Genomic DNA, 12,001 nt, shown 5'->3' with positions numbered 1-12,001 from the left:
ATGACTCACCTCGCCAAATCCACTCGCCGCCCGCGCCGCTATGTGCCGGCTTTCGTTCCTGTTCCGCTGCGCGCCCGTGCCGATGGGTGGACGCCGGGCAGGCAGGCGGCGTTTCTGGGCTATCTGGCGCAGACGCGTTCCGTCTCCGAAGCGGCGCGGCTGGTGGGGATGGCTCGGGAAACGGCCTATCGCCTGCGTGGGCGGCGCGGGGCGGAGAGTTTTGCGGTGGCGTGGGATGTCGCCATGGGCAGGGCCAGGGGCGATACGCACCGTTCGCGGAAAGTCACAGGCTATGAGCTGGAATATCGCGCTTTCCATGGCGCGCTCAAGCCGGTGCTCTATCGCGGGCGCTTTACCGCAATCGCCCGGAAACCGGGCGCTACTGCGCTGCTGCGGCTGGTCGCGCGGCCCTGGCTGGGGCTGGCTGGCGCTGGCCCGGGGCAGGGCAGGGACAGCGCGTTTCGCGGGCTGGATCGTGTCACCTTTCCTTCCCGTTCCGGCCCTGGTTGCCGGATGGCTGCGATGGGGGCTGGCCAGTGACAGCATTCGGCGTCATGGCTGGCGGGATGTTCGCACGAAGGAGGCCTTGAAATGGGACTTGATGCGATGAAGCCGGGGGCCATTGCGCCCGCGCTTTTGCTGATGCTGGCCGCATGCGCCAGTGGGCCGCAGGGCGGTGCTGCGCAGGCGGTATCCGATGCTGCCCCCGATACCGTTATTGACGAGGCGGCGGTGATGGAACGGTCCGCACAGGTGGCGCAAAGCTTTCAGGGCAAGTTGCAGGCACAGCTTGCCGCAGCCTTGCAGGCGGGCGGGCCAGTGCAGGCCATCGGCGTGTGCAAGCAAGCCGCGCCGAAGATCGCCGCCGAGGAATCCGCCGCCAGCGGCGCGCAGGTCAGCCGCGTGGCCGAACGTAACCGCAATCCCGCAGGCGGGCTGAGCGAGGAACTGCGCCCGCATTACGCAAAGCTGGCCGCCGCGCCGATGGTGGACGGCAAGCCCGCCGCCACCCTGTGGCGCAGCGGCACGGGGGAGGGGCAGCGGATCAATGTGCTGCGCGCCATCCCGATGCAGGACAAGCCCTGTTCCACTTGCCACGGCACCAATGTCAGCCCGGACATTGCCGAGCTGCTCCACGCGCTCTATCCGGCGGACCGGGCGACCGGCTTCGCGCCGGGCGACATGCGCGGGGCCATGCTGGTGAGCTGGCCCGCGAGTGCCTTTGAGGTGAAATGATGCGTTCCCTGTTTGCGATTTCCGGCCTGCTGGCTCTGGCCGCGTGCCACTCCGGCCCCGGCAATGGCTTGCCCGGAAATTCCGAGGATCATCAGCCCTTCCACGAAATCGGTGAAACCGAAGTGCTGCAGTTCGGCGGGAACGAGCCATTCTGGGGCGGACAGGTGCAGGGCAGCGCGCTGACCTATACTACGCCGGAAGACCCGAAAGGGCAGGCAGTGGAAGTGAAGCGCTTTGCCGGGCGGGGCGGCATTTCCTTCAGCGGCACATTGAATGGCGCGCCGTTCGATCTGTCGATCTCGGCCACACCCTGCGGCGATAGTATGAGCGACCGGGTCTATCCCTTTTCCGCCCTGCTGAGCCTTGGCGGCGAAACCCGCCATGGCTGCGCATGGTCGGATGCTCATCCCTTCACCGGGTCTGAATAACCTCAAGCGGGCTGGAGGTTGCCTGAAGCGAAGCGGGCTGCATCCGGCGTGGCTGCCTTGCGGGCATCGGCCTTCTTCCACGCCTGTTCGTGGAAATAGAAGGCCACGGCGTTGATGCAGGGTTCGATCAGGGCAATGCCGCCCGCCAGGGCGATGGAGCCGGTGAGGGCATAGGCGACCGTGAAGCCCACGGTCAGGTGGACGGACAGATAGGTCAGCGTTTTGATCAGGTCGCGGGGCATGGGCTGTCTCTTCATTCTCGATGGTCCGAGATTATTGCGAATGGATCGCAACAGCCAGCGCATTGCTCCGCTTACACTGATCGAAAACGCTGAAGATGGGCGCGTGACGCGGTGAAGATCAGCGCTTCTTCACGAACTCAGCGCGCAGCACCAGGCCCTTGATGCCGGGATATTTGCAGTCGATTTCCTGCGGATCGCCGGTCAGGCGGATGGACTTGATCAGCGTGCCCTGCTTCAGCGTCTGCCCGGCGCCCTTGACCTCAAGGTCCTTGATAAGGGTCACCTGATCGCCATCGGCCAGCAGATTGCCCACTGCATCGCGCACTTCCACCGTGTCCGCCGCGGCCTGTTTCGCGGCCAGTTCGGAAGCGGGCATCCATTCGCCGCTTTCCTCGTCATAGACATAGTCTTCGTCGTTGCCGGACATGCTCTGCTCCTGCTGGGGGTGCCGGTGCCATGGCAGGCGAGCGGGGCCTTGGCCAGCCTTCTTATGCAAGCACGTAATTATGCCGCCTTGCCGGGCCGGTTATCCTTCGGCATCATACGGACAAAATCAAACATGGGAGAAAATGTCAGATGAGCCGCAAGCCTCTATTACTCGTTCCGGTCGCTTTTCTGGCCCTTGCCTCGTCGCTTTCGGCGCAGAAGGAAGTCAGCGGCCAGAAAGACGTGGCCATGGCGCAGGAATTCAATTTCTCGGTCTCCGAAGCGAAGAAGGAAACCGATGCCGTCGCCGAAATCGACAAGAAGATCGCCACTACGACCGATCTGAAGGAAGGCTGCGGCCTGCTGGCCGAAAAGCTCGATCATCTGGGCAAGGCCGACGCTCTGCTGGACCGGATGATCTACGCGGCCAAGGAACTCAAGCGCCGCAAGGAAACCGAATCCGCCGAAAAGCAGCAGAAATCCGTGAGGCAGAGCATCGAGATCACCAAGGGTGACGACGATCGGCTCTGTTCCGCCTTGCGCGCTGGCTGAACGGGCAGCGTCCGGCCGGGCGGATCGGGCGAATGCCGGTTGACGCCGCCCGGCCGGCGGGCCACTTCCGGCTTTCCTGAAGCCCGAAGGATTTCCGCAAATGGCCGTGCAGCCCAGCATCTACATTCCGCATGGCGGCGGCCCGTGCTTCTTCATGCCCGATCCGCAGGGCACCTGGCGCGGGATGGAAGCCTATCTGAAAGGGCTGGCCGCCAGCCTGCCCGAACGGCCCAAGGCGATCCTGATCATCTCGGGCCATTGGGAAGAACGCGGCTTCGCCTTCACCGGGGCGACCGCACCGGATCTGGTCTATGACTATTACGGCTTCCCGCCGGAAACCTACAAGCTCACCTGGCCCGCGCCGGGCGCGCCCTGGCTGGCGGAAAAAGGCGCGGAACTGATCCGCGCGGCAGGCATGCCCGCAGGCATCCATCCCTCGCGCGGCTATGACCACGGGGTGTTCGTGCCCATGAAGGTGGCATTCCCGGATGCGGATATTCCCTGCGTGCAGATGTCGCTGACGGCGGGTCTGGACCCGGCCCTGCACCTTGCCGCGGGCGAGGCACTGGCGCCTCTGCGCGAGGAAGGCGTGCTGATCATCGGGTCGGGCATGAGCTTCCACAACATGCGCGCCTATGGCGATCCGCGGGCCGAAGCCCCATCGCGCGAATTCGACACATGGCTGGAACAGGCAGCGGAAGCCGATGCGGGCGAGCGGGCGGAACTGCTCACCGGCTGGCAGGCAGCGCCCTTTGCCCGCTTTTGCCATCCGCGCGAGGAACATCTGATCCCGATGATGGTGGCGGCCGGCGCATCCGGGGAACCGGGCACGCGCGACTATGGCGAAGTAGTGCTGAACAGCGCCGTCAGCGCCTTCCGTTTTCCCTGAGCGGTGGAGGGGTGAGAGAGAGGCCGCAGCCTCACTCCATCAATTCGAGCGGTTGGGGCAGCTTCGCCAGCAATTCGTCCGAAAATGCCGCGTCGATGTGGAAGAAGACCATGCGCGTCACTTTGTCGCTGCGGTTCTCCCACGCATGGTCGGTCCCGCGCTGGACCACGATTTCACCGGGGCCGAGCACCACTTCGCTATCGGTCAGGTGCAGCACCACTTCACCCTCGATCACCATCGCGTAATCCAGCGTGCGCGTGCGGTGCATCACGGTCTTCTTGCCGCCCTGGCTGGCGGGATAAAGCTCGATCTGCCGGATCAGATGGCCACTGGGCGGCATGATGGTGAAGACCCGTTCGTTCGGCTCGCTCTCGGGCAGGGAGGTAAGTGTGGGGACGGTTTGCGGCGTGCTCCAGATCTCGACGAAATCTGCGCCGACCGCTTCGCCCTGCATGGGATGGTTCTGGGGCGGCGGCCCGTCTGAAATCACTACCGAATTGCCCTGCGCATCGTGGCCCGTGACCACGCGCCTGCCCCTGAGTTCCATCATGCTCTCCCTGTGTCGGCCCATATTATGGCGAGTTGGGAACGCGGGCCGCGCCAACCGGTTCCTCGGAAGTCAGTGCCCCTCGATCCATTTCCACCAGCCGGGGATCAGCGTGATGGCATGGGGCTGGGCAAAGGCCTCCCAGCCGAGTGCGGCGATCACGGCATTGCTTTCCTTCGCCCGGCGCCCTTCAGCCAGCGACCAGGTGATGTGCCAGGTGGAGCCGTGCGGCCGGTCGGTCGATCCGGAGATCGAAACCACCAGCGCTTCCACGCCTTCCCCGTCATCGGTCCGGCCGACGACGAGGCAATCGGTCGCATCCGGCAGGGGCGCCCCCTCCGGGCCGGGCTTGTAGGTCACATGCTCGGCAATCACCTGCCCGTAGCGCGGCGGGCAGAGGGCCAGCAGCTTTTCCCGCGCCTCGGGATCGAGCAGCCAGCCGTGGATTATCCGCTTTTCGGCCATGAGTCGGGAATGCCGATTGCGCCGGTCCGGGGCAAGAGGGCGGGGGAAATTCCCGCCCTGTGCCCTGCTTGCCCTTGTCCTTTGCCCGGACTGGCACCTAAGGGGATCGCATTGCCCGAAGGACAGGAAAGGACACTCCCATGGCAGCCAGCGCAGGACATGCGGCACTCGCAATCGCTCGCCTCGGTGCGCCCGGCCTGATGGGCAAGGGCGGCTTCCGCCTGAAATCCGCCGCCTTCGACGATGGCGAGGAACTCGATCCCAGTTTCACTGCTGACGAGGACGATGCCGTCGCTCCGCCGCTTGAATGGACTGCCCCGCCCGAGGGCGCGGCGGAACTGGTGCTGATCGTGGAAGATCCCGATCCGGCGGGCAAGGAACCGGCATGCCATTGGCTCGTCTGGGGCCTCGCTCCGCAGAAGGGCCAGTTGCTCGAAGGCGAAACCCCGCCGCGCGCTGGCAAGAATGCGCAGGGCAACAGCGAATGGATGCTGCCCCGGCTGGAAGAGGGCGACCGGCATCAATATGTGTTCCAGCTCTTCGCGCTGGACTCTACGCTCGACCTTAGCCCTGGCAGCAGCCGCAAGGCCCTGCTTGAGGCGATGGAAGGCAAGGTCATCGCCGCCACAATCCTCACTGCCTTTTATGAAGGTCAGGATGACGAGGATGAAGGCGATTGGGACGATGTGGAAATCGACTCCATCGATTTCGACGGGAACTGATCCGGCATTCCTTCGCATCCGCGAATTGTTCAAAATGATGAAGCGCGGCCCGCTTGCGCGTGCTATCGGCTGTGCCCATCTGAATAACAACTCGCGGATTCGCCGCTATTGACCGGCGGGGGCCGCGCGAGAGGAGAAGCGCAAAATGGCTACCATCGTCGGCGGCGTTGCCACGTCGCACACCCCCACCATCGCCTTCGCCAAGGACGGCGGCAAGCAGAACGATCCCGTCTGGCAGCCGATCTTCGAAGGTTATGAGCCGGTGCAGGCGTGGTTCCGCGAGAAGAAGCCGGACGTGCTGGTCTATATCTATAACGACCACATGACCTCGTTCTTCGACCATTACAGCCATTTCGCGCTGGGTGTGGGCGAGAGCTATTCGGCGGCGGATGAAGGTGGCGGCCCGCGCGATATCCCCGCGATCAGCGGCGATCCGAAGTTTGCCGAACATGTCGCCCGCGTGATGGTGGCCAATGAATTCGACCTGTCCTATTTCCAGGGCAAGGGGCTGGATCACGGCGCCTTCAGCCCGCTGTCGGTGATGGTCGATCATGACAAGGAAAATGGCTGGGCTGTGAAGCTGCTGCCGATCGTATGCGGCGTGCTGACTGTGCCGCTGCCCAGCGCGCGTCGGTTCTACAAGTTCGGCAAGAGCCTGCGTCAGGCGATCCTCTCCTACCCCGAAGACATCAAGGTGGCGATTGCCGGTACCGGCGGCCTGTCGCATCAGGTTCATGGCGAAGGCTGCGGCTTCAACGATCCCAAGTGGGACCATGAATTCATGGAACTGCTGGAAAAGGATCCGGAAAGCTTGCTGGACCTGCCGATTGCCGAGCTGGCCCGCCGTGGCGGCTGGGAAGGCGCGGAAGTCGTCATGTGGCTGATGATGCGCGGCGCGTTGGCGGCGGAAGTGGAAGTGACCCACAAGACCTACTTCCTGCCATCCATGTGCCCCATCGCCACGATGATCCTGGAAGAGCGTAGCAGCGACAAGCCGGCCGAAGCGCCGGAAGAAACCATCGCCCGTGCGAACTGGGATTATGAAGGCGCCGAAGCGATGGAAGGCACTTATCCCTTCACTATCGAACGTGCGGTGAAGGGCTTCCGCCTCAACCACTTCCTCCATTCGCTGACCGATCCGAAGGTGCGCAAGCTGTTCCGCGAGGACGAGGAAGCCGCCTATGAACAGGCTGGCCTGACCGAAGAAGAGCGCCGCCTTGTGCGCGAGCGCGACTGGATCGGCATGATCCATTACGGCGTGATCTTCTTCATGCTCGAAAAGCTCGGCGCCGTCACCGGCATCGGCAATATCGACATCTATGCCGCGATGAAGGGCATGTCGGTTCCCGATTTCCAGAAAACCCGCAACGCCCAGATCAATTACGGCGTGGCCGGCAAGGAAGACTGACCTTTTCACTGCGTCGGCATCGGGCAAGCCGGTGCTGACGCGGTGCCCTATTTCTGGGCATAATCATCTGTTATTGCGTGATAATACTGAAGTATGATTGCGTAGCGCAATTGAGTTGTGTCGGAATTCTTTACAACTAGGGTCGCCCGGCGATGCAGCTGGGAGTCGGGACTGATTTGGGCTAGCCGGGGCACCGGTAAAAAATGGATAGCCGGTGTTCTATCCGCCGTCGCTTCTCTGTGGGAAGCCACCCCGTGCCAAAATCAATGCTGCGCGCCGGGTCGTGAAACAGGCAATGCGGCTGCGCGTATTGCCCGCTGCGTGTAGGGCATCCGGATTTAGCCCTACACGCTGCGTCACGGGGCCACTTTTGTGGCTGCCCATCTGGCCTGAGTGACCATCTCCATCGTTGTTATGTTCATCGCGACTGCCTTCGGCACTCGTTCGCCCGCGCCTGCGCAATGCCACGCCCGGATGGCACAGGGGCCCCAAGTCATACGTTGGTCGAAAAATACCGCCCTGCAGAGATTTTTCGGGAACCTCCTGTTTCAAAGGGCGTTCTAAACGCCCGCGAAAAAATCCGTGCTGCGCTGCAGCATGGGCAATGTCCCCAATCGTTACACTTCGTTACTTTTTTTGCCGTTGATGCTTGTCTGATTTCTGTCTCTTAGGACATCTGTATGCGGGGAATATGCCCGCTAATCAGGCGATTCGTACAAAATTTGACATGATGTATGTTAGTTAACAACCTCGCGAGTGTTCAGGCTCTGGGCGGTAAGCTGAAGGCTGCTGTCGAGCAGGATGATCGTCGCAGAACAAATGATCTAATCCGTGAACTTCTCCGGTTAAATGCGCCGATTGGGCCGCAGTGGCATCTCATTGCCCAGATAGCGGCCGACAATGGTGAAGTGACGCTGGCGCGGCGGGCGCTCGACATGTTCACGCAGGGCGCGAACGACAATTCCATGGCCACGTTCCAGAAGGCCGGGCTGCTCGCGGAAATCGGCATCTGGCAGGATGCCTACGAACTGATGAGCGCCCTGCCGGAGGCAGTGCCCGACCGGGCATCGAATGCCTATAGTCGGGGCACCTCCGCCCTCTATGTCGGCGAGACGGAGCAGGCGCGGGATTTGCTGGAATTGGCGACCGATCTTCGCCCCCATTCCGGCACGGCGTGGCATTCCCTTGCGACACTGATCGACTTCGCTGCCGAGCCGGAACTGGCCGGGCGCTTGCTGGCGGCCGGGCAGGCGCTGCGGAGCGGATCGCCGATCGATCAGGCGAGCTATCTTTATGCCGTGGGTAAGGTGCATGCGGATCGCGGCGATCATGCACCGGCCTTTGCCGCCTTTGCGGAAGGTGCGCGCCGGATGAAGGCCATCGCGCCCTATAGTCGCGAGCGGGACCGCATTGGTGCGCAGGAGGCAGTGAACGGCTTCACCGCCGGGCGCATCGCCGAACTGGGCGTCGGTCAGCGGGAAGCGACCGACCGGACGATCTTCGTGATGGGGCTGCCGCGATCCGGCACTACTCTGGTCGAACAGATCCTGACGAGCCACAGCGCGGTGAGCGACGGGGGCGAGATCAATCGCCTTGGCCTGTTCGTGAAAGATGTGGAAGGCGTATCCTGCGATGCGCTGGCACGCTATGCGGCGGCGGAAGGCGTCAGCGAGATCGCGCGCCTGTGGCACCACTGGCTGGACGAACGGTTCCCCGGTTCGGGCCGCATCGTGGACAAGACCAACAATAGCAGCCGCCTGCTGGGCTTCGCAGCAGCATTCCTGCCACAGGCGCCGCTCATCTGGCTCAGGCGCGATCCGCTGGACTGTGCATGGTCGTGCTTCCGCACCTGCTTCATGCACCGCATCCCCTGGAGCTACGATCTGGAAGACATTGCCTTCCACTTCCAGCTGGAGGATGCGCTGATGGCACGGTGGCAGGAAATCCTGGGGGATCGCCTGCTGGTGGTATCCTATGAAAGCCTGGTGACTCAGCCGGACATCTGGATCAGGCGGATTTTGCAGCATTGCGAGCTTACGGAAGAACCGCAGGTCTTCGCCCCGCATGAAAATCGGCGTACCGTCACTACCTCCAGCGTCATGCAGGTGCGCAAGCCGATCAATCGTGCAGGCATTGGTGTGGCGCAGCCCTATCGCGAATATCTGGCGCCCTTCATCCAGGCCTATGAGGGCTGAGCCAGGTTGAGCAGCTCCACCCGGCGCGTCTCAATTCACAAATATGAAGTTTTCACGCTTTGACCTCGCTCAAAGTGCGTAGGGCCCTATCCTCCTAATCCGGCATCATTGTCTGATCCGGGAATCGCATGGCACAATGTCGGCTGTCCCGTGGAGAGGGAGAGCATTGCCATGGCAGAGATTGTCGGCGGTTTCGCCGTTTCGCATACCCCCACCATCGCCTTCGCCCATGACGCGGGCAAATATGACGATCCCGTGTGGAAGCCGATCTTCGAAGGCTTCGAGCCGGTGAAGCAATGGCTTGCCGAAAAGAAGCCGGACGTGATCCTGTATATCTACAACGATCACATGACCTCTTTCTGGATGCGGCACTATTCCCACTTCGCGCTGGGCATCGGCGAGGAATATGCCGCGGCCGACGAAGGCGGCGGCCCGCGCAATATCCCGCCGATCAAGGGCGATCCCGAGCTTGCCCAGCACATCGCCTTCGGCATGGTGGCCGATGATTTCGACCTGTCTTACTGGCAGGGCATGGGGTTGGATCACGGCGCTTTTTCGCCTCTTTCGGTGCTGCTGCCCTATGACGACGAGAATGGCTGGCCGGTAAAGATCGTGCCTCTGCAATGCGGGGTGCTGGAACTGCCGATCCCGCGTGCGAAGCGCTTCTGGAACTTCGGCCGTTCCCTGCGCCGGGCGATCCAGTCCTATCCCAAGGACATCAAGGTGGCCATCGCGGGAACCGGCGGCCTGTCCCATCAGGTGCATGGCGAACGCTGCGGGTTCAATAATGTCGAATGGGACATGGAATTCATGGACCGCCTGCATAAGGATCCGGAAAGCCTGATCGACATTCCGGTGGGCGAACTGGTGAAGCTGGGCGGCATGGAAGGCGCCGAAATCGTGATGTGGATGCTGATGCGCGGCGCGCTGGCCCCCAAGGTCAACAAGCTGCACCAGAGCTTCTTCCTGCCTTCGATGACCTCCATCGCTAGCATGATCTTCGAAGATGCGGAGCCTGATCCGCTGCCGATGACGAAGGAAGAATATGCCGCGCGCATGATGGCCGATGTGGCCCCCGCGCTGGGCCTTGAAGGCACTTATCCCTTCACCGTGGGCGTCAGCGCCAGGGCGTGGCGGATCAACAATTTCCTCCACACCATCGTCGAACCAGGCTTCCGCGAACGCTTCAGGACCGATTTCGAAGGGCTGGCTGCAGAATACAAGCTGACCGAGGAAGAGAAGCGGATGATCCGCGAGTTGGATTGGATCGGCATGATCCATTACGGCGTGATCTTCTTCAATCTGGAGAAGCTGGCTCCGGTGGTCGGCCTCGGCAATATCGACGTCTATGCCGCGATGAAGGGCATGAGCGTGCCGGACTTCCAGAAGACCCGCAACGCCGCGATCAATTATTCGGTCGAAGCCAACCCGAACTGATTTCCAACCGGCTCTCCCCGGCCCCTCTTCCTTCGGGAGGAGGGGCTACCCGTGTCTGCGGGGCGGCTTGGCGAATGTCCGCAATGTTGCCGTGTCTGGATGACTGGCAGCCCTCACCTATGTTCCATACGGACCCCCAAACATCTCCGGTACGACACGCTGGGCTGCATTCCGATCCGCTTCCTGGTTTGGAGCATCTTTGCCCTTCGCATCGGCCCTGCGGCCGCAATGGCTGCGTGTGCCTGCCTGCGTCCCGACAAGGCAATGTCAAAATAATTTGACTGTTAAAAATCTTGTACTATGTTAAAGAAATCAGACATGGAATCGGGAGTGCAGAATGAGTTTTCGGGAAAAGTCCGCCTGGGCGATGGGCGCTGTCATGCTGGTTACCGGCGGCGTCTATCTGCGGGTGATGCTGGCGCTGCAGGCTGATGCGCCGGTAAGGGAACAGATTCTGCCGCTTATGTTGTGGGTGCTGCTGGTGATCGGGCTTTCGATTCTGGTGCATGTGCCGCTGGCCATGGCCGAGAGGAAGGCGGCGCAGCAGCCTGCCGACGAGCGCGAACAGCTGGCCATCGCCCGCGCGGGCCGGTGGTCCGGCGTTGTGATGAGCGTGGCGGCGGTTTCCGGTGCCTTGCTCTATCTGGCACATGGTAATGGCAATCTGCTGTTCTATTCCGTGATCATGGCGCTGATCCTGGCCCAATTTGCCGACTATGCCTTGCAGATATGGTTCTTCCGCAGGGGTTACTGAGCCATGGCGAAGCGTCCACCCATTACCAACCGGGTGAGGGCCTTGCGGGAGGCTCACGGCGGCCTGAGCCAGCAGGCGCTGGCCGATGCCATTGGCGTTACCCGCCAGACGGTGATTGCCATCGAACAGGGGAAATATTCCCCCAGCCTTGAAAGCGCGTTCCGTATCAGCCGTGTGTTCGGCGTGGGTCTGGAAGATGTGTTCGGCTGGGAAGGGTAAGGGCAGGGCATGCCGGTGCTTACTGCCCCGGCGCCCAGCCTTCCGGTGCGAGCGTGAAGCCCGCGAATTCGAACCCCGGCACCACCACGCAGCTGACCAGCGAATAGCCTGCCGGGCCGACCGGCGGGGCTTCGGCGGCCTGCCATTCGCCCGGGGCGATCACGTGCTGGACGGAGTGGCCTGCCGCCACGTCATGCCCCAGGATTACGCTGGAAACCGGGCCGCTATCGCCGGGGCTGAGCGACAGACGCAGTGGATCGCCCGCGTGGAAGAGCCATATCTCCGCTGCGTCCACTTTGTGCCAGTGGGAGCGCTGGCCGGCTTCCAGCAGGAAGTGGATTGCCGTGCCGCCTGCGCGGATGCCGTCATTGGCGGGAGCGCGCCATGTCTCACGATACCAGCCCCCTTCGGGGTGTGGGGTTAGGGACAGGCGCTCTATGATCTGGCGGGCGTTGCTCATGCCTCTGGCCTATCATGCGCG

16 protein-coding genes are annotated in these 12,001 nt (G+C 62.5%); 11 read left to right on the top strand and 5 right to left on the bottom strand.

The genetic code is table 11. The features are described 5' to 3' along the window. Genes SZ64_RS10800 through SZ64_RS10790 form a run of 3 tightly spaced genes read left to right on the top strand, consistent with a single transcriptional unit; the run spans position 1 to position 1,664 of the window. A complete protein-coding gene (locus tag SZ64_RS10800; protein WP_054530833.1) occupies positions 1 to 540 on the top strand; it encodes a hypothetical protein in 540 nt (179 codons plus the stop codon). A 51-nt stretch (positions 541 to 591) separates the two neighbouring features. Then, positions 592 to 1,236, top strand: coding sequence for a DUF3365 domain-containing protein (locus SZ64_RS10795; RefSeq protein WP_082384549.1), 645 nt, complete (start codon positions 592 to 594; stop codon positions 1,234 to 1,236). Then, positions 1,233 to 1,664, top strand: a complete 432-nt coding sequence (locus tag SZ64_RS10790; RefSeq protein ID WP_082384548.1) for a hypothetical protein — start codon at positions 1,233 to 1,235, stop codon at positions 1,662 to 1,664. Before SZ64_RS10795 ends, SZ64_RS10790 begins: the two co-directional genes overlap by 4 nt. 2 nt (positions 1,665 to 1,666) lie before the next feature. On the opposite strand, the gene SZ64_RS10785 is transcribed toward SZ64_RS10790, so the two are convergent. Beyond that, positions 1,667 to 1,906 (bottom strand): DUF2061 domain-containing protein, encoded by a 240-nt coding sequence (locus SZ64_RS10785; protein ID WP_054530830.1) that lies wholly within the window; start codon positions 1,904 to 1,906, stop codon positions 1,667 to 1,669. A gap of 118 nt (positions 1,907 to 2,024) precedes the next feature. Then, a complete protein-coding gene (locus SZ64_RS10780) occupies positions 2,025 to 2,333 on the bottom strand; it encodes an alkylphosphonate utilization protein (RefSeq protein WP_054530829.1) in 309 nt (102 codons plus the stop codon). A 149-nt stretch (positions 2,334 to 2,482) separates the two neighbouring features. On the opposite strand from SZ64_RS10780, the gene SZ64_RS10775 reads away from it, so the two are divergent. After that, on the top strand, positions 2,483 to 2,884 hold the full coding sequence (locus SZ64_RS10775) for a hypothetical protein (protein WP_054530828.1): 402 nt from the start codon (positions 2,483 to 2,485) through the stop codon (positions 2,882 to 2,884). A 100-nt stretch (positions 2,885 to 2,984) separates the two neighbouring features. Next, positions 2,985 to 3,773 (top strand): class III extradiol ring-cleavage dioxygenase, encoded by a 789-nt coding sequence (locus SZ64_RS10770; RefSeq protein ID WP_054530827.1) that lies wholly within the window; start codon positions 2,985 to 2,987, stop codon positions 3,771 to 3,773. 31 nt (positions 3,774 to 3,804) lie between these two features. Here the strand turns inward: SZ64_RS10770 and SZ64_RS10765 are convergent, their stop codons facing one another. Next, positions 3,805 to 4,323 (bottom strand): cupin domain-containing protein, encoded by a 519-nt coding sequence (locus SZ64_RS10765; RefSeq protein ID WP_162225111.1) that lies wholly within the window; start codon positions 4,321 to 4,323, stop codon positions 3,805 to 3,807. 69 nt (positions 4,324 to 4,392) lie between these two features. Continuing rightward, positions 4,393 to 4,785, bottom strand: a complete 393-nt coding sequence (locus SZ64_RS10760) for a hypothetical protein (RefSeq protein ID WP_054530825.1) — start codon at positions 4,783 to 4,785, stop codon at positions 4,393 to 4,395. 140 nt (positions 4,786 to 4,925) lie between these two features. Here SZ64_RS10760 and SZ64_RS10755 point away from each other — a divergent pair, with 140 nt between their 5' ends. The 6 genes from SZ64_RS10755 to SZ64_RS10730 all read left to right on the top strand — a co-directional run bounded on the left by SZ64_RS10755 (position 4,926) and on the right by SZ64_RS10730 (position 11,520). Beyond that, positions 4,926 to 5,507 (top strand): YbhB/YbcL family Raf kinase inhibitor-like protein, encoded by a 582-nt coding sequence (locus tag SZ64_RS10755; RefSeq protein WP_054530824.1) that lies wholly within the window; start codon positions 4,926 to 4,928, stop codon positions 5,505 to 5,507. 145 nt (positions 5,508 to 5,652) lie between these two features. Next, positions 5,653 to 6,915, top strand: a complete 1,263-nt coding sequence (locus SZ64_RS10750) for a gallate dioxygenase (protein WP_054530823.1) — start codon at positions 5,653 to 5,655, stop codon at positions 6,913 to 6,915. Positions 6,916 to 7,823: 908 nt separating this feature from the next. Then, complete coding sequence (locus SZ64_RS10745) at positions 7,824 to 9,110, top strand: sulfotransferase (RefSeq protein WP_054530822.1); 1,287 nt, start codon at positions 7,824 to 7,826, stop codon at positions 9,108 to 9,110. A 171-nt stretch (positions 9,111 to 9,281) separates the two neighbouring features. Beyond that, the gene (locus SZ64_RS10740) at positions 9,282 to 10,547 is read left to right on the top strand and encodes a gallate dioxygenase (protein ID WP_054530821.1); all 1,266 of its coding nucleotides are present in this window, start codon (positions 9,282 to 9,284) and stop codon (positions 10,545 to 10,547) included. A 337-nt stretch (positions 10,548 to 10,884) separates the two neighbouring features. After that, positions 10,885 to 11,301: a hypothetical protein gene (locus tag SZ64_RS10735; protein ID WP_156313619.1), complete on the top strand. Its 417-nt coding sequence runs from the start codon at positions 10,885 to 10,887 to the stop codon at positions 11,299 to 11,301. 3 nt (positions 11,302 to 11,304) lie between these two features. Next, positions 11,305 to 11,520 (top strand): helix-turn-helix transcriptional regulator, encoded by a 216-nt coding sequence (locus SZ64_RS10730; protein ID WP_054530819.1) that lies wholly within the window; start codon positions 11,305 to 11,307, stop codon positions 11,518 to 11,520. A gap of 19 nt (positions 11,521 to 11,539) precedes the next feature. Here SZ64_RS10730 and SZ64_RS10725 read toward each other — a convergent pair whose 3' ends face one another. Then, positions 11,540 to 11,980, bottom strand: a complete 441-nt coding sequence (locus tag SZ64_RS10725) for a cupin domain-containing protein (protein ID WP_054530818.1) — start codon at positions 11,978 to 11,980, stop codon at positions 11,540 to 11,542. Positions 11,981 to 12,001: the final 21 nt, after the last annotated feature.

The organism is Erythrobacter sp. SG61-1L (assembly GCF_001305965.1).
Classification (GTDB): Bacteria; Pseudomonadota; Alphaproteobacteria; order Sphingomonadales; family Sphingomonadaceae; genus Andeanibacterium.
Note: the sequence above shows the minus strand (reverse complement) of the source record. Positions and strands in the feature narration are given on the sequence as shown.

Excerpts from the sequence above, each read along its gene's own strand:
- SZ64_RS10740 (WP_054530821.1), top strand. The coding sequence starts at position 9,282 with ATGGCAGAGATTGTCGGCGGTTTCGCCGTTTCGCATACCCCCACCATC.
- SZ64_RS10780 (WP_054530829.1), bottom strand. The coding sequence starts at position 2,333 with ATGTCCGGCAACGACGAAGACTATGTCTATGACGAGGAAAGCGGCGAA.
- SZ64_RS10725 (WP_054530818.1), bottom strand. The coding sequence starts at position 11,980 with ATGAGCAACGCCCGCCAGATCATAGAGCGCCTGTCCCTAACCCCACAC.
- SZ64_RS10785 (WP_054530830.1), bottom strand. The coding sequence starts at position 1,906 with ATGCCCCGCGACCTGATCAAAACGCTGACCTATCTGTCCGTCCACCTG.
- SZ64_RS10770 (WP_054530827.1), top strand. The coding sequence starts at position 2,985 with ATGGCCGTGCAGCCCAGCATCTACATTCCGCATGGCGGCGGCCCGTGC.
- SZ64_RS10750 (WP_054530823.1), top strand. The coding sequence starts at position 5,653 with ATGGCTACCATCGTCGGCGGCGTTGCCACGTCGCACACCCCCACCATC.
- SZ64_RS10760 (WP_054530825.1), bottom strand. The coding sequence starts at position 4,785 with ATGGCCGAAAAGCGGATAATCCACGGCTGGCTGCTCGATCCCGAGGCG.
- SZ64_RS10795 (WP_082384549.1), top strand. The coding sequence starts at position 592 with ATGGGACTTGATGCGATGAAGCCGGGGGCCATTGCGCCCGCGCTTTTG.
- SZ64_RS10800 (WP_054530833.1), top strand. The coding sequence starts at position 1 with ATGACTCACCTCGCCAAATCCACTCGCCGCCCGCGCCGCTATGTGCCG.
- SZ64_RS10730 (WP_054530819.1), top strand. The coding sequence starts at position 11,305 with ATGGCGAAGCGTCCACCCATTACCAACCGGGTGAGGGCCTTGCGGGAG.
- SZ64_RS10790 (WP_082384548.1), top strand. The coding sequence starts at position 1,233 with ATGATGCGTTCCCTGTTTGCGATTTCCGGCCTGCTGGCTCTGGCCGCG.
- SZ64_RS10735 (WP_156313619.1), top strand. The coding sequence starts at position 10,885 with ATGAGTTTTCGGGAAAAGTCCGCCTGGGCGATGGGCGCTGTCATGCTG.
- SZ64_RS10755 (WP_054530824.1), top strand. The coding sequence starts at position 4,926 with ATGGCAGCCAGCGCAGGACATGCGGCACTCGCAATCGCTCGCCTCGGT.
- SZ64_RS10775 (WP_054530828.1), top strand. The coding sequence starts at position 2,483 with ATGAGCCGCAAGCCTCTATTACTCGTTCCGGTCGCTTTTCTGGCCCTT.
- SZ64_RS10765 (WP_162225111.1), bottom strand. The coding sequence starts at position 4,323 with ATGATGGAACTCAGGGGCAGGCGCGTGGTCACGGGCCACGATGCGCAG.